General features: G+C 49.0%; 19 protein-coding genes and 3 tRNA genes. 13 read left to right on the forward strand and 9 right to left on the reverse strand.

All coding sequences use genetic code 11. From position 1 onward, the window contains the following. Window positions 1–223 precede the first annotated feature (223 nt). Window positions 224–1,015 (reverse strand): Sir2 family NAD-dependent protein deacetylase, encoded by a 792-nt coding sequence (locus QZT94_RS02725; protein ID WP_296760759.1) that lies wholly within the window; start codon window positions 1,013–1,015, stop codon window positions 224–226. Window positions 1,016–1,356: 341 nt separating this feature from the next. On the opposite strand from QZT94_RS02725, the gene tatA reads away from it, so the two are divergent. The 3 genes from tatA to thiL are packed head-to-tail and all read left to right on the forward strand — an operon-like array spanning window position 1,357 to window position 3,589. Further along, a complete protein-coding gene (gene tatA, locus QZT94_RS02730; protein ID WP_270626116.1) occupies window positions 1,357–1,641 on the forward strand; it encodes a Sec-independent protein translocase subunit TatA in 285 nt (94 codons plus the stop codon). 15 nt (window positions 1,642–1,656) lie between these two features. Further along, window positions 1,657–2,442 carry a twin-arginine translocase subunit TatC gene (gene tatC, locus QZT94_RS02735; RefSeq protein WP_296762598.1) on the forward strand — a complete coding sequence of 262 codons (786 nt, stop codon included), beginning with the start codon at window positions 1,657–1,659 and terminating at the stop codon, window positions 2,440–2,442. A 10-nt stretch (window positions 2,443–2,452) separates the two neighbouring features. Next, a complete protein-coding gene (gene thiL, locus QZT94_RS02740; protein WP_296762600.1) occupies window positions 2,453–3,589 on the forward strand; it encodes a thiamine-phosphate kinase in 1,137 nt (378 codons plus the stop codon). A 4-nt stretch (window positions 3,590–3,593) separates the two neighbouring features. Here thiL and QZT94_RS02745 read toward each other — a convergent pair. The 3 genes from QZT94_RS02745 to QZT94_RS02755 all read right to left on the reverse strand — a co-directional run bounded on the left by QZT94_RS02745 (window position 3,594) and on the right by QZT94_RS02755 (window position 3,868). Further along, a tRNA-Phe gene (locus tag QZT94_RS02745) sits at window positions 3,594–3,669 on the reverse strand. Window positions 3,670–3,687: 18 nt separating this feature from the next. Next, window positions 3,688–3,761: transfer RNA gene (locus tag QZT94_RS02750), tRNA-Asp, on the reverse strand. A 34-nt stretch (window positions 3,762–3,795) separates the two neighbouring features. After that, window positions 3,796–3,868 (reverse strand) — tRNA-Glu (locus QZT94_RS02755). A 165-nt stretch (window positions 3,869–4,033) separates the two neighbouring features. On the opposite strand from QZT94_RS02755, the gene QZT94_RS02760 reads away from it, so the two are divergent. The 4 genes from QZT94_RS02760 (at window position 4,034) to QZT94_RS02775 (ending at window position 6,904) form a co-directional block, all read left to right on the forward strand. After that, on the forward strand, window positions 4,034–5,218 hold the full coding sequence (locus tag QZT94_RS02760; protein WP_072510554.1) for a mechanosensitive ion channel domain-containing protein: 1,185 nt from the start codon (window positions 4,034–4,036) through the stop codon (window positions 5,216–5,218). Between the two features lie 8 nt (window positions 5,219–5,226). Beyond that, window positions 5,227–5,649, forward strand: coding sequence for a peptide-methionine (R)-S-oxide reductase MsrB (msrB, locus tag QZT94_RS02765; RefSeq protein WP_072510553.1), 423 nt, complete (start codon window positions 5,227–5,229; stop codon window positions 5,647–5,649). Further along, window positions 5,630–6,463: an endonuclease/exonuclease/phosphatase family protein gene (locus QZT94_RS02770; protein WP_296762604.1), complete on the forward strand. Its 834-nt coding sequence runs from the start codon at window positions 5,630–5,632 to the stop codon at window positions 6,461–6,463. Before msrB ends, QZT94_RS02770 begins: the two co-directional genes overlap by 20 nt. 186 nt (window positions 6,464–6,649) lie before the next feature. After that, the gene (locus tag QZT94_RS02775) at window positions 6,650–6,904 is read left to right on the forward strand and encodes a hypothetical protein (RefSeq protein WP_072510551.1); all 255 of its coding nucleotides are present in this window, start codon (window positions 6,650–6,652) and stop codon (window positions 6,902–6,904) included. Window positions 6,905–7,247: 343 nt separating this feature from the next. On the opposite strand, the gene QZT94_RS02780 is transcribed toward QZT94_RS02775, so the two are convergent. Further along, the gene (locus QZT94_RS02780; RefSeq protein WP_296762607.1) at window positions 7,248–8,159 is read right to left on the reverse strand and encodes a phosphoribosylaminoimidazolesuccinocarboxamide synthase; all 912 of its coding nucleotides are present in this window, start codon (window positions 8,157–8,159) and stop codon (window positions 7,248–7,250) included. 124 nt (window positions 8,160–8,283) lie between these two features. Between QZT94_RS02780 and QZT94_RS02785 the strand changes: the two genes are divergently transcribed. Next, on the forward strand, window positions 8,284–9,189 hold the full coding sequence (locus tag QZT94_RS02785; RefSeq protein ID WP_296762610.1) for a cation diffusion facilitator family transporter: 906 nt from the start codon (window positions 8,284–8,286) through the stop codon (window positions 9,187–9,189). 266 nt (window positions 9,190–9,455) lie between these two features. Here QZT94_RS02785 and QZT94_RS02790 read toward each other — a convergent pair whose 3' ends face one another. The 4 genes from QZT94_RS02790 to QZT94_RS02805 are packed head-to-tail and all read right to left on the reverse strand — an operon-like array spanning window position 9,456 to window position 13,441. Further along, window positions 9,456–10,235 carry an ABC transporter ATP-binding protein gene (locus QZT94_RS02790; protein ID WP_072510548.1) on the reverse strand — a complete coding sequence of 260 codons (780 nt, stop codon included), beginning with the start codon at window positions 10,233–10,235 and terminating at the stop codon, window positions 9,456–9,458. Between the two features lie 4 nt (window positions 10,236–10,239). Continuing rightward, window positions 10,240–11,229 carry an ABC transporter substrate-binding protein gene (locus QZT94_RS02795; protein ID WP_296762613.1) on the reverse strand — a complete coding sequence of 330 codons (990 nt, stop codon included), beginning with the start codon at window positions 11,227–11,229 and terminating at the stop codon, window positions 10,240–10,242. 14 nt (window positions 11,230–11,243) lie between these two features. Beyond that, on the reverse strand, window positions 11,244–12,266 hold the full coding sequence (locus QZT94_RS02800; protein WP_072510546.1) for an iron ABC transporter permease: 1,023 nt from the start codon (window positions 12,264–12,266) through the stop codon (window positions 11,244–11,246). Beyond that, window positions 12,260–13,441, reverse strand: a complete 1,182-nt coding sequence (locus tag QZT94_RS02805) for a prolyl oligopeptidase family serine peptidase (protein WP_270626105.1) — start codon at window positions 13,439–13,441, stop codon at window positions 12,260–12,262. The genes QZT94_RS02800 and QZT94_RS02805 overlap by 7 nt, the downstream gene beginning before the upstream one ends. Before the next feature lie 403 nt (window positions 13,442–13,844). Between QZT94_RS02805 and QZT94_RS02810 the strand changes: the two genes are divergently transcribed. From QZT94_RS02810 to QZT94_RS02830, 5 genes are all read left to right on the forward strand, one after another. Continuing rightward, window positions 13,845–15,977, forward strand: a complete 2,133-nt coding sequence (locus QZT94_RS02810; protein WP_296762617.1) for a YcaO-like family protein — start codon at window positions 13,845–13,847, stop codon at window positions 15,975–15,977. Window positions 15,978–16,011: 34 nt separating this feature from the next. After that, the gene (locus QZT94_RS02815) at window positions 16,012–17,745 is read left to right on the forward strand and encodes an ATP-binding cassette domain-containing protein (RefSeq protein ID WP_270626100.1); all 1,734 of its coding nucleotides are present in this window, start codon (window positions 16,012–16,014) and stop codon (window positions 17,743–17,745) included. A 6-nt stretch (window positions 17,746–17,751) separates the two neighbouring features. After that, on the forward strand, window positions 17,752–19,479 hold the full coding sequence (locus QZT94_RS02820; protein WP_072510543.1) for an ABC transporter ATP-binding protein: 1,728 nt from the start codon (window positions 17,752–17,754) through the stop codon (window positions 19,477–19,479). Window positions 19,480–19,637: 158 nt separating this feature from the next. Next, window positions 19,638–19,931 carry a hypothetical protein gene (locus QZT94_RS02825; protein WP_072510542.1) on the forward strand — a complete coding sequence of 98 codons (294 nt, stop codon included), beginning with the start codon at window positions 19,638–19,640 and terminating at the stop codon, window positions 19,929–19,931. A 181-nt stretch (window positions 19,932–20,112) separates the two neighbouring features. Continuing rightward, on the forward strand, window positions 20,113–20,589 hold the full coding sequence (locus tag QZT94_RS02830) for a hypothetical protein (protein ID WP_296762619.1): 477 nt from the start codon (window positions 20,113–20,115) through the stop codon (window positions 20,587–20,589). Window positions 20,590–20,950: the final 361 nt, after the last annotated feature.

Here is a 20,950-nt window from a genome sequence, read left to right on the forward strand (position 1 = left end):
CATTATAAAAGATTAGGTTTCTTTTATTTTTCAGGTATACTGAAGAGAGCCGGTCGCTCCGGCTATTTTAGGGGAACGTGTGTCAAGATAACCCCCTAAACTACAACCTAGAGTCGGTTTCACATATGCGCAGGAGGGAGCGCGTGAAACCGACTCTAGGCATTTATAGGCTGCCGCGGCAACCATGCCCTCAGCACCGGAAAACCCCAGGTAACACCGTGAGCTAATCCAATAGCTGGGAAGCTATCAGCTCTAAGACTTGCGAGGAACCTCCAGATACCCGCACGTCAGCCAGAGAATCAGCGGCAGTAGCTCCGCGATTAATCACCGCCACTTTCGCTCCAGTCCCCCAGGCTTCCCGCAACACCCACAGCCCAGTTAAAACAGCCAAGGAAGTTCCCACCGCCAGCACCACATCGGCTTCCCGCGCCGCTGCAAAAGAACGCTCTATCGCCTCGCCGGGTAGGGATTCTCCGAAAAAGACGATTCCGGGTTTAATAGTCCCGCCACAGCGCGGACAGGAAAGCAGGTTAAACTGGCAGGCACGCGCCGCCTGCTCATCGGCCGCCGCCAGGACTGCCACATTTTTGGGGTCAGGGTCATCCTTTACATCCGGATTAAGTTTACGCAGCTGGCGGTCAATATACTCACGTGAAAACACTGCTTTGCAGCCTAGACATTGCACTTCCTCGAAACTGCCATGCAGCAGCTGCACATTCTTACAACCTGCTTTGCGGTCTAAGCCATCTACGTTTTGGGTGGCGATACAATTAACCAGCCCCGCGTCCTCTAGGCGTGCTAAAGCCCGATGTCCGGGAGTAGGCTGCAGCCGCGCCACAGTTTTCCAGGTTTCCTGGTTGCGGCGCCACACCCATTTGCGCCAATAAAGCTCGCCTAAAAACTGATCCATATCTACGGTAGGCATTCCCGACGAACCGGTGCCACGATAATCCGGAATCCCCGCATCGGTGGACATCCCTGCCCCCGCAACCACAATTGTTTTCTTGCCCGCCATCAAATCGGCAATGGCCAGGGCTCCTGCTTTTTCATCAGTAATGAACTCGCTCACGTTTTGCCTCCCGCCCTCAGATTACCCCGTTTAGAGGACGAACACCTCGGACGAAGCCGATTAACAGCTTTTAGAAACTTTCGGTTTAGTTTCTAGCTACATATAGCAGGTATTTTGCAGGTCTTATAGGAGAGTTAATCCCCCAGCTTCCTAAGTATGGGAGTATCGGACAGAACCCGAAACTTTCAACTATTTTCAATTCAGCAACCTATTTGGCTTCTCAGCCCGCTACAATTAGGGAAGATTCTTTATTGAAATGACCTAGTAATGAAGGGACGGATACCGCCGTGCGACCCGTACACATTCTGATTCTGTTACTCGTGTTGATTATCATTTTTGGAGCTTCCAAACTGCCTGATATTGCCCGCAATATCGGCAAATCTGCAAAAGTTCTCAAGTCGGAACTTTCTGACCTCAGCGAAGATAGCAGTAACAAGCAGGTAGCGGCAGAACCTCAAAACCCGCAAATCCCCGCCGCACCCCCCGCTAGCTCTCCTGGTGCAGCTTCCCCCTCGTCCTCTCAAACCCCGAATGAACAAACGGAAATAGCTAATCCACCGGAAAACAAATAGCCCCCCTCGCCCTCTATGCCGGGACAAAAAAAGACTAATCCACAAGCCCGTATGCGGGTAAGCGAACACCTGCTGGAACTGCGTAAACGCTTACTTCTAGCGCTATTAGGTATCTTTGTAGCCTCAATCGGAGGGTGGTTTTTAGTTACCCCCACCTTGAATTGGATGCAAGAGCCATTGCGTTCCGTCAGCGAACAGGCACCGCAACTAAACTTCCAAACTATCGGTGCCGCATTTGATTTGCGGATTCAGGTTTCCCTGTGGCTGGGAGTATTGATTTCTGCGCCCTGGTGGATTTTTCAAATAGGAGCGTTTATCTCTCCGGGGCTGAAGCGAAAAGAAAAAATCTATATCGTAGCTTTCGGTTTAACTGGTCTTTTACTTTTCAGTGGGGGCGCTTTATCTGGTATTTGGATTATCCCCAAGGCGGTAGCAATCCTTAATTCTTTCACCCCAGAGGGCGCGGTAATGCTGCTGCGGGCGGATTCCTATATCACCTTCTTTATGCGAATGGTTTTAGCGTTCGGGCTTTCTTGCCTGGCTCCCGAAATCTTGGTGGCGCTGAACTTTGCGGGAGTAATGAAAGCTAAAAGTATGTTGAAAGGTTGGCGGTGGGCAGTGGTACTGGCCGCTGTTTTTTCGGCAATCGCCAATCCCCTACCTACCGCCTGGCCAATGATTGTGCAAATGTCGGCGCTGATTGGGCTTTATCTTTTGGCAGTAGGCATATCTGCGTTCAATGATTGGATACGGGGCGGTGGCAGCCTAACTAGGCTCTTCAACAAAAAGCGGAAAAAGTAAGCTGTCAGGCATGAGTATTACCGACCCGAAAGCCAGATGCAGTGCATTTCCTCCGGTTACTACCGAGGATAAGCTGATTGCTGATTTTACCCAAACGCTGCGAGTTCATTCTCGGGTGTTAGTAGGTTCCGGAGACGACTGCGCGGTACTGAAACACCCCGATGGGAACAGTGTAGTTTCTACCGATGTATTGGTAGAGGGAGTGCATTTTCGCCGTGATTGGATGAGCCTGGAACAAATCGGCAGGCGTGCTGCCGCCCAAAACGCTGCCGACATTGCGGCTATGGGGGCATCGGCCCACAGTGCTGTGGCCGCAGTTACGATTCCTAAAGATATGGGTAAAGCAGATATACACTCCCTGGCGACCGGTTTGGCTTGCGGGCTGGAAAGCTATGGATACGCCCTAGTTGGAGGGGATTTGTCTTCCGGGCCTTGTCTGCAAGTAGCGGTTACGGTTATTGGAGATTTGCAAGGACGCGCCCCGCTTTTACGCTCCGGAGCTAAAGCGGGCGACCTGGTTTATTTCGCGGGTAACCTAGGCGATTCTGCCGCCGGATTAGCCTTGCTGGAACGCTTTGGAAACCCAGATTCGGTTAAATCCGTCCTCCCTGAGGAGTTAGTCCAACTCGCGCAAGAAGTTATTTCCCGCTACCAGGTTCCGGTAATTCCCTCCTGTCTAGCTGCCCAATTAGCTGCTAGCGGAGCGCACGCCCTTATGGACATTTCCGATGGTCTCAGCCGTGACGGCGCTAAAATCGCTGCTGCTTCCGGGGTGGTTATCAATTTGCAGACCGCTAAGTTAGCTAAATATGCGCAGCGACTGGCGGGACTGGCTCAGGTTCTTAATAGGGATAGTTGGGATTGGGTACTGGGAGGCGGCGAAGATCACGGGTTGCTGTGCAGTGCTCCTCCCGGTTTTTCAGTTCCCGGTTTTACCCCTATTGGCGAGGTGGTAGCCTTGCCCGGAACTGGAAAGTCTCTAGGCAGTACCAACGGATTTGAATCCCTAGATATCGACGATACTAGCTTTTGTGCGAAGAACGGCGACATTGGTAGCAAAAATGGTGGAGCGTTCCTATTAGTGGATGGGAAAAGCAGCTATCAGAGCGGATGGGATCATTTTGCTTCCGAAAATAAAGCTAGCTAAGACGTGGTGGCTCCGACCGGCATCGATCCGGTGACCTTTCGATTTTCAGTCGAACGCTCTCCCAACTGAGCTACAGAGCCTAGGGTCGATAAGACCTGCGACCCAGACGGGACTTGAACCCGCGACCTCCGCCGTGACAGGGCGGCGCGCTAACCAACTGCGCCACTGGGCCATATTCTTTTATGTTTCCACCTTCCGGCAGATCGTACCCCCAACGGGATTCGAACCCGTGCCGCCGCCGTGAAAGGGCGGTGTCCTAGGCCTCTAGACGATGGGGGCCTCGCGGCCTGGTCCAAAGACCTCGGCTCAGACTTGAATAACTTTACCGGGCAAAGGCAAGCAAAGGCAAAGCGATTTCCTATGAAGCCTCTCACAACTGCGACCTACCCTCTATTTTACTCTTCAAGAACTGCATTTTTTAGCCGCAAACCGTAATCTAGAGGTATGCAGCTGCACCCTTGGGAGGCTTCCCCGTCTGACGAAACTGTCGAGCAAGTATTCGACTGGCTAACCAGTCTGGCCGGTATGGGGATAGGGGTAGTCGCCGGGATTATCTTGGCGCTAATCACTACCGCAATTTTGAAACTACTCGCCAGGCGCGAGCCACTCACTAAACTGATTCTCGACCGCGCCACCCGCGCCTTTTACCTGACGATGATTATCCTCGGTGCCTATTTGGGCTGGAAATACACTACCTCGGGTCTAAATATCGAGAGTTCGACTGGCATTGGGCGGTTTAGCCATGGACTGCTGATAGCGGTTATTTTGGTATTAACGTTCCTCACTACGCGCATCTGCTATCTGATAGAGGACGTGGCGGTCAAAGCTAACCAAGATAAGCCTTCTCGCAACCGCTCTAAGATGCTTACTCAGGCGCAAGTTATTCGCCGGGTTTTACAAGCAGTTGTAGTGGTAGTGGGAATTGCTAGCGCTATTTTGACTTTCCCCTCAGCTCAGGTGGCAATGAGCTCTATGTTAGCTTCTGCCGGTGTCGCCTCGATTGTGGCTACCTTGGCTGCTCAATCTACTTTGGCTAACGTGTTTGCTGGTTTACAGCTCGCCCTATCGGATGCTCTGCGGGTAGGGGACAAAGTTCAGGTTCCGGGGTTAGACGGCACTAAAGAACTGGGGACAGTAGAGGAAATTACGCTTACCTACGTGGTGTTGAGCCTCTATGATGAGCGGCGAATGATTGTTCCCTCTACGCATTTCACCCAACAGAAATTTGAGAATTGGACACGCAAACATAGTCAGCAGTTAGGGATAGTGGAACTGCAATTGGATTATTCCGCGCCTATCGATTCGATTCGCGCTCAAGTTGATTTATTGCTTTCCGGCACCGAACTTTGGGATGGTCGCAGCGCTAGCGTCGAAGTCTCTGATATGAGCCCCGATTGCCAGACAGTCCGGATTTCTGTTTCCGCTGCCGACAGCTCTAACCTTTGGATACTTCGCTGTTACCTGCGAGAACAATTAATTCAATGGTTAGTGAAAGAAGTCCCCTGGGCGCTAGTTTCCCGCCGAATTCAACCGCAAGAGGTTCGTTACCTGAGCCGTGAACGTTCCGATGAAGAAGTACACCGCCTGGCACGTAAGTTGGCTGGCGAAAACAATCCACAGAAAGGTTAAGATTCCAAATGAGTAACTTTGATCCTCACACCGCGAGCGAGGCCGATTGGCGTCAGCGTCTAGACGCAAACGAGTATCACGTTTTGCGCGAAGCAGGTACTGAGCGCCCCGGAACCGGAGAGTATCTCCATGAAAATCGGGAAGGAATTTATCGTTGCCGAGCCTGTGGGGCACAGCTCTTTAGCTCCACCACCAAGTTTGATTCTCATTGTGGTTGGCCCGCATTTTTCCGACCCGAGGACGCAGCAGTCACCTATCACCAGGATTCTTCGCATGGGATGATTAGAACCGAGGTGCGGTGCGCTAACTGTGAAAGCCACCTGGGGCACGTATTCGAGGACGCTCCCGATATGCCTGGGGGGCAGCGCTATTGCATTAACTCTATCTGCCTAGACTTCAAGGCGGACGATAATGCGGATTATCAGCGCTAATCTGCAACATGGCACTCCTGCTAAGGGCGTAGAGCCGAGCCAGGATTGTTGGCGCGATTTGGCTAAGCAGTTTGCTTCTTACCAAGCTGACGCTATTTGCCTGCAAGAAGTTGATTTTTATCAGCTACACACTGGTTTTACTAACCAAACTCGCGCCCTTGCCCATGCTTTAAGTCAGGAAACTGGGACTAGCTGGCATTATCGTTTTTTAGGGTTTTTTGCCGGTCAGGTAGTTTTAGGGGTGCGCTTGCCGGTTGCGCTTCCCAAATCTGTAAAGACAAATCTATTTAACCCTTTTCGCGCTGACCGTCCTTTGGTTGGTGGATACGGGCTGGGGATTCTCACCCCGCATCCGGTGCGCCGCTGGGTGAGTGCAAAACTGGGAGCAGCTCCGCCTCGCATCACTATTAACGGCTGGGATATGCGCAACTGGAGTTTTTATGGGGGACAAACCCGCAACCTATTAGGGGCAGAGGTTTTAACTAAGCAGGGTAGCTTCCTGCTGGGTTGCACGCACCTGGAGTTAGGGTCTGTTACTGCGGCAAATCAGCTAGGTCGCTCTTGGCAGGGTTTATGTGCTTTAGCTGGTAGCGCTACCCCAGTGCTAGCTGGGGATTTCAATTTACGTAATGATGCGGTACGTGATATGTTTCCCTATTTAACTATCGCTGATGCTTTGACTTATCCTGCGAACCAACCCAGTTTTCAAATAGATCACGTTCTAGCACCCCCTCACTGTCAGGTTGTATCAGCCGAAAATATTAAAATGCCGATTTCTGATCACCGCGCCCTATTCGTGGATTTGAATCCATAGACACCTTCACGCAACTTAATTAGCAGGTGAAGGCTGGTTTTACAGCATTCGTGGCATAAGGAGTGCAGCTGATAGTTTTTTCATTACTAGCGATAACCTTGGACACTTCCTGCAGGGAAGTGTTAAACCGGAAAGGTACAACCAACGATTTACGAAGAGAAATCACGATTAATACAGGAGAAGATTATGGGTTGGATTGGTGCAATTATTGCTGGCGGTATTATTGGCGCTTTAGCTCGGCTATTTATGAAGGGCGAGCAAAACATGGGGATGCTAATCACCATTATTATCGGTATGGTTTCTGCGGGGCTGTCTGATTGGCTGCTCGTTAAACTAATTGGTGATGGTCATTCGGTAATTAGCTTCATTGTTGCGATTGTAATCGCGGTGGCTCTGATTTCCTTGTACTTGGGTCTGCGGGGACGCCCCAAGAATGGCTAGTCTTTGAGCCTTAGCGTTTGACACGCTGATAAGGATTTTAATCGAGGGCGGATTCGGTAAATTAGTTGCCGAATCCGCCCTCTTTTCCTGCTGGTTATCCCCAGTTATCCCCAGGATTAGGGTAAATACCCCAACTAACAATCTCGCAGCCTAAAGAGCTGCGGCAACACACAAAACCGCCCATACCCTCAAGGTTTACTTGAGGGTGAGCAATAATAATTTGACAGAACCCTTATAGATAAACTCAAGGAAAAAGTTATCCACAGATTTTATCCACAGGGTTGTTAGCTTATTTAATAACCGCTGCAAAAGCTGTGGAATAAACTTGTTAATAGATAATCCGCTACTCGTTGAGAGTACGTCCAGTTAAAGTTTCATAAATCTCTTGATAGCGATTAGCTGTCTGCTGCACCACAGATTCCGGAATCTCCGGGGGAGTTTGCAACTTGTACGGCTGCCAATGACATTCTTCAGAATCCACCCAGTCACGTAACATTTGGGAATCTAGTTGCGGGTTGGGTTTACCCACCTGGTAGCTATCGGCATTCCAAAACCGCGAAGAATCGGGAGTGAGAACCTCGTCTCCTAACACCACCGCCTCTCCGCCATAAGGCAGAGCTGAACCGAACTCAAACTTGGTGGAGCCTAAAATAACTCCCCGATCCCAGGCGATTTTAGCGGCTCGGTCATAAAGGTCTAGGGAATACTCGATTATTTTATCTACCCGTCCACTACCAACCAGGGACTGTAATGCTTCCCAAGAAACATTGTTATCGTGCCTACCCATCTGAGTTTTAGCTACCGGGTTAAACACTGGTTTGTCTAGTTTTTGATCGCGCTGTAAGCCCTCCGGCATACGCACCCCAGCGATTGTGCCTTTTTCTTGATATTCGCGCCATGCCTGCCCTACTAGGTAGCCGGATACGTGACATTCCAAAGGGTACATATCGAGATGACGGCAAATCATGGCACGACCCGCTACCATCTCGGGCACTGAGGAAGTAGACAGAAAATGATTTGGGATACAGTCCCCTAGCTGTTCTAACCACCAGGTCGTTAGCTGGGTTAGAGCAAGACCTTTTCCGGGAATTTCCGTAGGGAAAACCTGACCATAGGCGCTAAAACGGTCAGTAGCAACTATTAGAACCGTTTCTGAATCATAAGTTGATTGTCCCGCAGGGTAATAGATTTCTCGTTCTTTACCAGAAAACAGATGACGCCATCCACGCAGCGCCGGAGTGTTACTTGACGACATATTTATCATTCTTACATGTTTTATTTAGCTATGTGAGAGTGGGGGTTAAATGTTGAAAAGCCGTGTGGTTAAATAAGTATCGACCTTAACTATCAGGTACTGCCCAATTCGAGAGGTTACAACTTTGCATCAGCATTCTCCGACCACCGGCTCTACTCGTACCCGGCTAATAATCGCAGCTGCGATAACTTTTGGGGTGCTAGCCGCCCAGCTAGTCGGGGCAGTTTTATCTCATTCTTTGGCTTTAGCTGCCGACACCGGTCATGTGGCAATCGATTCTGTGGGGCTCTTACTGGCTGCTTTTACCGCCACTTTAATGACCCGCCCTAGTACGGACGCTCTAACCTATGGTTATGCCCGGTTAGAAGCAATTGCTGGCGGAATCCAGGCGGGCATGATTATCATCATTTGCGCTGTCATCGGATATGAGGGGATTGCGCATTTAATCACCCCTATTCCGGTTGATGGCACCCAGATGGCAGCCTGGGCAGTGGCGGGTCTGCTGGGAAACTTGCTTTCGATGCTGGTAATGGCGGGACGTCACCGGGATAACTTAAACATTCGCGCAGCCTTTTTAGAGGTGACCGTAGATGCTATTTCCTCGGTTGGGGTAATTGCTGGAGGGATAGTTACTCGTTTAACTGGGATTAACCGCTTTGATGCCGTTATTTCTCTGTTAATCGCTGCCGCCATGTTGCCCCGCGGCTATAAACTGCTCAAAGATGCAGGGGAGATTTTGCTTGACCGCGCCCCCAAGGAACTAAACGTAGCCGAGATTCGCCAACATATTTTGCGGGTAGACCATGTTACCGGACTTCACGACCTGCACGTATGGCCCCTAAATTCCCACACTGTATTACTGTCAGCCCATATCATCATAGCTAAACAGTGTTATAAAGACGGACACGCCCTCGAGGTATTACACCAGGTAGAAACCTGTATGAAAACTCATTTCCCACGAAAAATCGAACACTGCACTTTTCAAATCGAACCCGAAGGGCACGCTGCCCATGAACTTTTAAAGCATTAACCCCCAAAGGGTTAATCCCCCAAGCAAAGAGACTCCCCCCAAATCGGGGCTATTTGAAATCTGTCAAATTCTCAGGAACTCAACAGTATTACGGTTGCACATCCAGTTACCAAGGGCAATGGCAGCTCTGTCAGTTTTCTTCACCGCAAGATCGTATACCACCGCTCTGTCACCGGTTGATTGGGTTACTAAGGTCGTGGTCACAGTTGAGGGCGTGTTTTCCTGGTTACAGTACACCGTTAGAGCCTGCGACATTAGCTCACCTGTCAGGTGGTGGATGGCAATGGTTTGAAAATAAATTGTTTGACGTTTCCGTCTTGGACTTCTTTGGCGCTTACTCCATAAACATCGTGGATGAGTTCAGGAGTGAGAATATCCTCGGGGATACCTTGGGTGTGCAGGCGTCCATTTTTAAGAATAATTGCCTGGTCGCAGTAGCGGGTTACCAGGTTAAGGTCATGCAAAATTATGACGGCTGTATCGCTAACTTTCTTAATGATGCTAAGAATTTGGTGTTGGTACTTTACGTCTAGGTGATTGGTGGGTTCGTCTAGAAGCGTACATTTGCACTGTTGGGCGAGGGAGCGAGCAATTAGTACCCGTTGACGTTCGCCACCGGAAAGGGTATCCACGTAGCGGTCTTGTGCATAGCTCATTCCAACAGCGTGGAGAGCTTCTTGACAAATTTTTCGATCTGCTGCGCTATATCCTTGGATGTCTTTACGATGCGGGGATCGTCCCAGGAGAACAATATCGAGCACGCGGGTTCTTTCCATGTCATGCTCAAATTGGGAAACGACTGCGATACGCCGGGCAACCTGACCGGGACGCATTTGGTTTAAAGGTTGCCCACTGAGGAGAATTCTCCCCTCCGATAGTTTTTGTGCAGCGAACATAGCTCTCATGAGGGTAGTTTTCCCGGAACCATTAGGACCAGCGATACCTAAAATTTTACCTTGAGATACCTCGAAGGAGACCCCGTCAAGAACTTTGGTGTCACCGAAATGAACGCTAGCTTTTTCTATCGTAAGGGGAGAATCATTCATTCGTTTACTTTCCTAGTTTCTTGAGCTGATCAGCAAGTTCAAATGTTCCATAAATCGCGGTGGGGGAAGCATAAGCTACTGCGGATTCCGCGTAGATAATGTTGCCGTTTTTAACCGCTTTCATGTCCTTGAAACCAGGAATCTTTTCAAGTCGTTGCATTGAACTATCTTTGGTGGCGCCCCCCATTCCGGTGAGCAAGATGATTACATCAGGGTCTGATTTAACAAATGCTTCTGGAGCAATGGCGCCTTGGTGCGGATGATAGTTCGGGTCGATAGCGCTGACGAGGTTAAGGGTCTTATTTATTTCCCCCATGACTCCTTTGTTTCCGTAACTAAATAGTTCGGGACCTTCTCCGTAGTAGTAGGCGTAGGAAACTTTGCGTTCTTTACCGATTTTCTCATTACTAACTTGCTCTAGTTTCTCTTTAAGTTCCTTGACTGTGGCATCCGCTTTTTCGGAGGTGCCCATGATTTTGCCTAGCTGAGTAATCTCCGCCAAAGTAGTATTGAACGATTCATCGGATTGTTGATCTGTATAGAAGTAGTTACACTCGGTAGCATCTACAACGGCAGGGATTCCCTTTTCTGCTACAGCTTTCGGAGCGGTGGTTTCGGAACTGAATCCGCCACCATAAGCAAGATCAGGTTTCAATTTCATGAGTGCTTCCATAGAAATGGATTCCGTTGATAGCACTTTGATTCCGTCTGCTTTTTTACCTATCCAGGAGGGCGGCTCTTCACCCCATTCATTTGCGCGGCCAACAATGGATTTTTCTGCTCCGGCAGCAAATAGGTACGCCAAACCGGTGACTCCCATCGAAACAACTTTCTTAGGAGGGGTAGTAAACTTCGTTTCCACCCCACAGTTTTTAACTGTAATAGGTTGGTCAGAAGCAGCGCTGGACGATTCTTTTGTCCCGGAGCAGCCAGTGAGGGCGGCAGCTACAAGGCTTACACCCAGCAGGCCAGCCGCAATTCGTTTCTTGATCATCCTTTTCTTCCTTTCTATTTGGAATATTTCTTGATGAGAGCCATTAGCATAGGGGTCCCTACCAGGGCTGTTAGTATCCCGATAGGTAGTTCCGCTGGTCTTATAGCCACGCGGGTACAGGTGTCGGCAATGACGACGAGAAGTCCACCTCCCAGGGCAGAGATAGGTAACGCAGCTCGAGTGGTGGAACCTACCAGTTGTTTCGCGGCATGAGGGACAACTAGGCCCACGAATCCGATGGCGCCGGTAAGGGAGACAAGTACCGCTATAGTGAGAGCCACTATGAGGAATAGGAGGTTTCGATAGAGGCGAGGACTGGTACCCAGTGAGATTGCGGCATCGTCTCCCAGGTTAAGGATGTCAACCCGTCTTCCCCAGATGGAGAAGCAAATTAATGCAATAGTTACTACGCTGCCGGCGATGAAGGAGTCATGCCAGGTGGCGTTAGATATTGATCCGAGCATCCAGAACATTACCGATTTGGTTCCAGCCGCGTTTTTAGCCATTAGAGTTATCAGGCTGGTTACTGCCGAGAAAAAGTAAGTTACCGCCATACCTGCAAAAATAATGCGTGTCGGAGTGATTTTTCCTCCGGCAGAAGCTAGCAGGGTGACGAGCAGGATGGAGGCTACTGCTCCCAGGAAGGCACCGAACGTGATTCCCAATGCAGATAAGATATTGCTGGTTGTACCGAAAACTATGACGGCTGCTGCGCCGGTGGAGGCCCCGGAGGAAATACCTAGAATATAGGGATCGCCCAATGGGTTTCGCAGTAGCGATTGGGTTATTAGGCCGCATATACCCAGGCCGGCACCAACGATTGCTCCCAAAACAGCGCGGGGAAATCTCACCTGGCCGATAATCTGAGTGTCAACGTCAGTGTCAGTAGTTCTTCTCAGAGTGGCACCGATACCTTCAAGTGCTGCCGATAATGAAATATCCGTAGCACCCACAATTACAGCCACTATTATTGAGCAGACTAGTGCTAACGCTAAGATAATTCCGAGAATTAGGCGTTGCTTTCGATTCGTCAACATGGAGAACCTGTTGCTTTCATTTTTATTTCAGATGCTTTTTGGCTCAGATAGCTCCACAGCTTGCGTTCGTGGGCTATCCGCTTGCTGGGATCACATGCCCCCTCATGTCCGCCTTTGCTGGAATAACGCCAGTACGTTACTTCTCCTCCCAAATTATTTACCCGTTCGACTAGGGCATCTGCATGAGAAATAGCGGTGACTGCATCGTGGCAGTAGCCAATAATCAGCCAAGATGTGTTGCTTAAAATTTGGGGTGTGGTATCACAGGCTAAGGGATCTTCTTCTTTCATAAAGTTATCCCAATCAGCGGTTTGAGGATCCCCGTACTCGTCTAACCATTTACGACCTAAGGTTGTTTTCGGCAGGTCTTTCGTGCTGCTAATCGGGACGCGGCATATTACTTGGGATACCAGTTCTGGGTGGTGGATAGTGGTAATCGCTGCCAGCAGTGCTCCATGAGACATGCCGTGTACGAATGTAGTCTCGGGGGTACAAATATCTTGACGATGCAATTCACGAATAGAAGAGGCTATATCCTCCCTGACTTTGCGTCTTCCTGCTTTAACCCCGGCTTGGTGCCAAGCTTTCCCGTATTCACCGCCTCCTCGGGAGTGAATAACGGCAACGCTGTAACCACGGGTTAACCATTTTGAGTAAATGTCTGGACTGTAAAAACTGTGATTGTTCCTCCCGAATCCTCCGTAGATAAATACGATTGTCGGCTGTTTTCCCGCTAACGTTCCGAAGCAGTCTATAGGGATTCGGGTTCCGTCCTCACTATGGGCCCAAATCTGTCTGCAGGTAAATGCGTTGTCATTTCGGGAGGTGTCATTCTTAGCGAAAGTTAGTTCTCCAGTTTTCCGATCAAGTCGGTAAAGGCGGGGAGCGTTAATAAAGGAGGAGCCTTGTAAATAGAGCTCTTGGTCGAGCATTTTTATTGGTTTAATGTGCTGTCCTAGTGGGAATGATTTTCCAGATTTGTGGGTGATGACATCAAAAGTTTTGGTGTCGCAAACCAGGGTTTCGCAAGCATCTTGGTAACCGCCATATACCGGGTTAGATCCAGAGGTTTTCCACTGTGGGTAGAAGGCACTGCCTTCGGGTAACCGGATCTCACCGCGCACTTTGATCATGTTTTCGCACTTAGGCAGGGAGGGTCGCGATATCTGGTTCACCTAACCTCCTTCATTTGTTCCGTAGTTTTATTTCCCTCTTGTGCAAAAGAAGAAACCATGTAAACTGTACTTAGGTTAGCATAACCTATGCGACAAGTTAAAGGCTAGCCTCTGAAGTTTCTATCGCTTGAAAGGAGGGGAAATGAACACACTCGAAATCGTAGAGATTGAGGAAGTGAACACCGATCAAATCACTGTTCCTCACTGCCATCACGGCGCTACCCAGCAGAGCTTTGCATGGAGGTAAGTAGATAGGCGTCGAGTAAAAAATAGTGCTAAGACGCACTTTACCCAATATTTCATATAGGTAAGAGGATCAGGGGTTATGTGGAAGATTTGCGCGCAAGTAAGGCCTTTGGATACGAATAGATGCGTTCTTACATGTGCAGATGGTCGTGATCTGGTGCTCTCAACGGATGCTAATAGCATCGTGCGCGTCTTAGATGCGGCGCAGGATGTCCAGTCCACTCACCCTTTGGGCACTCCGTTGAAAAAAGCATTAGAAAAACACAGCTGTTTTATCAACACGCATGACCTAGTCTTCCAGACCCCTGATCCTCAATCTGCGGCCGTTGCAGAGGTAATTGTCTGCGGTGACCCCACAATTGCGCGTTTAATAACTTCGGAGCTTCAAAAGAATGATGTCGCGGCGCGCCTGTCTTCCCAGTCAGTTCGCGAATGTGCATACCAAGTCTTCAATTGCGGCACGCTAGTGGTGTGCCGCGGAGATGAGCCTGCTCCCGTATTTGCGCAAACCATTGAAGACAATCTCGGGCTAAATATTTCAGTGATCACGGTGGATCATACCCCCGACCAACTATTGGTTGGCCCAGCAGTACTTAAAGGGCAAGGTGCAACTTATAGCGACAGTCTTGCTCGTCTCGCCGGAAATGCAGTCAATAGTGAAGTATTTCAAGCAAAAATGGGTAGCCCCATATGGGGAAGCTTCTTACCGCGCTTAGCTGCAGCCAAAAATATGGGGCACAAAGCAGCGGAATTAATTAGAGCTATTACTCGCAATGAAATCGATAACCAGAAATCAAACCCCCTTGACACTATTTGGGCAATTTCCTTGGAAGGGGAGCTCGAAGTTCACGCGGTGCTTCCCACAAATTTTATGATGGGCCCCCAGCCTAAATCCCCAATTCACCCTCCCCCCTTTGTGGTTGATAAATGCTACGGAATCGTAAAAGAGCTCACCCGGGTACAGCACAGTGCCTATATGCCACCTACGCTGCATACTACCCAGGCGAGAACGTGTGATTTACGCAGAACATCAACTTATATCAACACAGTTTTTTGCCAAGGCTCAACGTTAATCCCCAATGAGGTTGGAGAAAAAGAAAAGGAAGCGCAGATCCACGACACCGAACTAGCGGCTATTGGTGAATCAGTTGAGCGTTATTGTTCTAACCTAATTGATCTCAAACCGGTATTACATGGTTCTTATCGGGAATTAACGAGAAAAGGATACCCGCTTCTTCATCCGGAAGAACTGGTGCTTTTCTCTGCAAACCAGTACCAGCACCCCGGATTTCCTTTTGTACCGTTGACCCCTGACTTGCCCGTAGGGTGGGTGGAAGGTACCTATTATGAGGATGAAGAGCCAGTTTTAGTTCCCGCCTCCTTGGTGTATGTCAACTGGTATACCAACCAGTATCGGCAAGAACCGAAAGTTAACTTTCCTGCCTTTGCTGGAGTAGCAGCAGGAACCAGCAGTGCACAGGCGATATTATCTGGTATCAGTGAAATTATTGAGCGGCATGCCACCATGGTGTGGTGGTTGAACACCCAGGCGCTTCCGCACCTGAAATTACCTCAGAAATACTTAGATCTTTTTATCGGGACAAAAGAGCCCCTCCGTCCCGCTTTGATCAATCTAGACAACACTTTCAATATTCCGGTTCTAGCCGGGGTAGTTCACAATGATGTATCTAAACTGGTACACGTTGGTTTTTCTTGTCGCTCGAGCGTTGAACAAGGCGCCTTAAAAGCCTGGAGTGAAGCGCTCACCTTACAAGAAGGAGCTCACGACCTCGCAAACCCCGAAGGGGCACATTGGACCGCAATCCGTAAAGGTCTACTTCCTGGACGCTCATATAAGAAATGGCGCCGTGACCGCCGCTATCTGGATGATTTCCGTGAGGATCTCAAAGATGTAGATGACCTCCTAATTCAGCAAGAGGTCTTTCTAGATCCTCGTGCGGTAGACAGAGTGAAACCACTGTTGGATATACCAGCAACCCGCAGTATTTCATCTGTGCCACAGCTGAAAGATAGTCAATTAGCTAGCTATATAGAGCGTATCCATGCCCGGGGTATGCGGGTAATAACCGTTGATATCACCTCTCGCGATGTCGCTTCTTGCGGACTGCATGTGATTCGCACATTAATTCCTGGCACCATCGGCAATACTCCCGCCGCATTTCCCTACCTGGGTCGCAATATGGTGGCAGAGGAAGCAGTACGGTTAGGATGGGTGGATTCGCCAAGACCTGAAGGCAGCATGAACCCCTTCCCAATGCCGCACGCGTAGAACCGATACCGTTGTTGAGAAAGGATAGGCGATTATGTTCACAAAGCAACGTTTAGTTATGCGCGCCGCGAGAGTCTCCGTGTGGCTGCTGGCTCCCGCCATGATGTTGGGTGTCCTGGTGTCTTGCTTATATATTGCAACCGCGGTGTGCAACGCCATGCTTTTCAATGAGCTATTGAGCTCTCGCCGAGTCTCCATGGTGGTGGGACTAATCATAGCTATCGCTGGCTTGCTCTTAATCCGCCCGTTACTTGAGGTAAGTGGACAGCTTCTACAAAATCGAGCGGGACTAGTGGTAAAAAGCCGTTTACGGCGGGCTCTTCTAGAGCAACTAGATGCGCGCGGACCGATGCGGGGAGGGCTGGGGCGTTCTGGACAAATACAGTCGGTTCTCACTGATGGGGTTGAGGCAATCGAACCCTATTTCGTCAAGTATTTCACCCAACTTGCGGTCACCGCCCTAACAGCGATTGGTTTAACGATTGCTATTGCCAGCATTTCTCCCCTGATTGCGGGAGTTCTTTTAGTCTGTGGAGTCGCGATTGTTGCCATTCCCCGATTATGGGATAAAGCTCTTGCTAATCGCGGACAATCGCATTGGATAGCGTACGAAAATCTCAATGCCGATTTCGTGGATTCTATGATGGGGATGTCCACTTTGAAATCTTTTGGGGCGGCTAAAAATCATGGCACCCAATTGGAAAAACAGTCGAGCCAGCTGCTGAAAACTACTATGGGGCAGCTACGGCTTTCCTTGGGGGAAACGGGCCTATCAGGAATGATGAAAGTGCTCGGTCCCGCCCTCGGGCTAGTGATCGCAATTTCTTTGATTTCTTCCGAGGCGATGCCAATCAGCTCGCTATTTGTGGTTACGCTGCTATCTATCGAACTGTTCCGCCCATTTACTGCCTTATCGGCATGTTGGCATGAAGCATTCTTTGGTATTTCCGCGCTGCCAGCTATGAGCGAAATATTTGAGCAGACGCAAACTTCTTCCACGACCTGCAAATCTTCGCAAAAGTTGCCTCAAAGCAATGAGGTTTCTTTCGCTAGCATCTCTTACGCTTATCCGGGAGCTACAGATCACGCTCTTGATCAAGTCACTTTCGCAGCTCCCGCAGGTAAAACAACCGCCTTGGTAGGGCTGTCAGGTTCTGGAAAATCCACCGCGCTCGGGTTATTAATGGGTTTCGATCACCCTGATAGTGGAAGTATCACAGTTGGAGGGGTTTCAGCGGACAGTTTGGATATTGCGCGTACCGTCACCCTAGTTCCGCAAGACCCGATTATTTTTCCGGGAACAGTAAGATCAATTTTAGCCGAAGCTAATCCCAAAGCGGATGAAGCGGAGATGATGACGGCTCTAAAGCTAGCCTGTGCCACAAACCTGCATCCCGATAACAATCCTGATTCTGGTGACAATATTCTTGATTTAAAAATTGAAGAACATGCTTCGAACCTCTCCGGAGGGCAAAAACAGCGGTTGGCAATCGCTCGTGCTCTGGTTCGTAAGTGCCCTCTCCTTGTACTTGACGAATCTACTTCTGGTTTGGACACCCAAACAGAAACAACGGTTCTAGCTAATATCCGCAGGGCGTACCCGAATCTCACTTTATTGCTGGTTACCCACCGTATTGACGCTGCTGAGCAAACAGATCATGTAGTGGTAATGGGACACGGGAAAGTGCTTTGTAGCGGGAATCCCTGTACGTTAAGCCAGGAAGATAATGCCTGGTCAAGATTGATTAGTGCACAGATAGGAGCCTAGTCGACTATGAGCTTAGTTTTCAGTAATTTCCTCGCGCTGATGAAGCGGCTACGCGAGTGTGTTCCTCTCTTCGTAGCTGCCACTATTGTGACTGCACTTGCCCAAATTAGTGTTGTTGGGGTTGCGGTAAGTTCAGTATGGATATCTACGCAATTCATATTAAACCGTACGAATAATCTGACCCTGCTGTTCGTTATGATGTTTACCCTGGTGGTCGTGCATGCCGTGAGTACCCTCTTTGAGGTTTGGTGGTCACATGAAGTTGCCTACCGGATTCTACATACTTTGCGGGTGCATATTTATAACGCTATAGAAAGAATTGCCCCCTTAGGATTGCAAGGAAAACGCACCGGTGATGTGGCATCGGCAGCCATGAATGATGCGGAACAGTTGGAATGGTTTTATGCGCATACGGCCTCCACTGCCATCTGTGCCGTCCTCACTCCTATGTTATTTACCGGGGTGCTGGTGAGTTTTATTGGTCCGGTTGGACTGATAATGCTGTTACCAACTGCAGCTATGATTGCATTCCCTTTCGCCCTCATGTCCATACAACGGCGACAAGGTAAAAAATTACGTAATCAACTAGCCCAATTGCGTATTGCGGTTCTGGATTCTATTCAAGGGCAAAGGGAACTGCGTTCCTTGGGGATGGTGGATAAACAAAATGCGCAAATCCTGGATTTAACGCGAAAAGTGCAGGTAACTAAGAATTCGCAAACGATAAGGAAAGCTTGGGAATCAGCATTTTCTACGATTGCCACCACAGTCGGATCCACAATATTGCTAGTCATCCTAACTGGATGGGTGCTGACCGGACAATTAGATTCAGCTTTGTTACCAGTTGCGGTGGCGCTAGCGGGTCTAGTAGCAACCCCCGCGACAACGCTAGTAGGCATGCTGGGGAGAGTAGGAGAAATTGGGGCATGCGCACACCGGATTAATACCATTCTTAACGCTAAGGATCCCATCCCCTCCATCCCGGAAACCAATCATGCCGTATACGAGGCAGAAACAAACCATTTAGTTAGCGACAATACGGTTTTTTCCTATCAGGCAGGTAAGCCAGTTATTAACCAAGTTAACTTAACCGCAACTCCTAAACGCTCAATCGCCATTGTTGGAAAATCAGGGGCGGGGAAAACTACCCTAGCCAATCTGGCTATGCGTTATCTTGATCCTCAGGAAGGCGAACTGCGTTTTGATGGGAAAAATCTTCGCTCCTATCAACCGAACCAATATCGCGAAAGACTGGCTCTTGTTCCCCAGGACTGCCATATCTTTGCCGGAACTGTGCGAGACAATCTTGTTTTAGCTAATCCGCAGGCCTCCGATGATGATATTTGGGCAGCTCTTGCCGAAGCTGATATCAGTGAGCTGATTACTTCTTTAGGAGGATTAGACGCGAAAGTCGGAGATCGGGGAACCACGCTCTCGGGTGGGGAACGTCAACGTATCGGGATTGCTCGTGCTTTTCTTCGGCACCCCGACATGCTCATCCTCGATGAGCCGCTAGCTAATATTGACCCGTTTCTCGAAGCCTCCATTGCCAAAAATATTCGTCACGCAAGAGCTGACCGTACCACTATCGTCATTGCCCATCGGCTGGCTTCTATTCGTATCGCGGATTATATCGTAGTTCTTGAGGGTGGGCACGTGGTTGCGGAAGGGACTCATCAGGAACTTAAAGATCAGCCAATTTATAGAACGCTTTTAGGGCAACAAATAGCCTAGTTACCACATATTTTAGGGAGATGGGCGCGGGAATAAGCTTTTCCTCCTGCCCACATTCAAAAAATACTAACGCTATTTTCGCGGCGCTACCGCGGTGGATTTATGGGTAATTATCTGTAAAGCATTACTATAAACTGCTCAAAGATGCAGGGGAGATTTTGCTTGACCGCGCCCCCAAGGAACTAAATGTAGCGGAGATTCGCCAACATATTTTGCGGGTAGACCATGTTACCGGACTTCACGACCTGCACGTTTGGCCTCTAAATTCCCACACTGTATTACTGTCAGCCCATATCATCATAGCTAAACAGTGTTATAAAGATGGACACGCCCTCGAGGTATTACACCAGGTAGAAACCTGTATGAAAACTCATTTCCCGCGAAAAATCGAACACTGCACTTTTCAAATCGAACCCGAGGGGCACGCTGCCCATGAACTCTTAAAGCATTAACCCCCAAAGGGTTAATCCCCCCAGCAAAGAGGTTGCCCCCAATTCGAGCTTCTTTGAAGTAATCTAAAACTATAATTAGAGCAGGTTAGCCAGGTTGCCCCCATATGAGCAATAAAACAAACCTAGACTCCATAACAACCAGATATCTTCAGAATACAGTCAGCACCAAAGAGGAGTGTAAATGGAACTTGGTAATATTTCTGAGCTCATCGGAGCAGCAGCGTCCGGAATATCGCTAGTTTTCTCACTTGTCGCGTGGATGACAGCTAGAAAAGCTTCTGACCGTGCTTGGGAGGCTAGTAGACGTGACCTTTCGGGTAATCTTCAAGCATGGTGGTGCTGTAAAAAAATGAACGATGACTGGGGACTAGCTATTAATAACCCTGAAAAAGAACCTGTTGCCTATAGAGACGTGACAATTAAAGCAACCAGCAACGGTAATGATAGCTCACGTAAATTTAAAATACTTCCACCAGGATTGTATTTTTCTCCCACAGATGGTAACTACCCAACTATCGAACACACCCAGTTCGATGCACTTAACCCGATTGCAAATTCATCAAAACATACCATTGATAGTATTAGCTATACAGATCCCTTGGGAAAGCGGTGGATATGGACTCCGCAAGATGGTCTACTCGAGAGCAAAACCATTTAGAGCTATTCCAAAACTAGCAATATCCCTGGTAGATAACATAATTACTGCTATAGAAAACTCTGAACATCGAGATATGCTACTATTCGTGTCCCCAGAAGGGCATTAGCCAAGAACCACATCCCTACATATTTGGGTATAAACTCATGGTTGAAACCTGCGTTTCGAGCTTGACCTTGTACAAACACTCCGGGAATCCCGTGACCCTCTGTGTAAAAGTTTAGAATCCAGCTTCGCACCCTCATTAGTCCGTTGGGGAAAAACATTGATGATTCAATACCGAAAATGGGACTCTATTCCGGGTGTAATGCTATTTCTCATGTTCGGTCATCAGTTGGTCGTTCAATTTGCTTCAACCCTGACG

The organism is Varibaculum sp., assembly GCF_008661855.1.
Taxonomy (GTDB): Bacteria; Actinomycetota; Actinomycetes; order Actinomycetales; family Actinomycetaceae; genus Varibaculum; species Varibaculum timonense_A.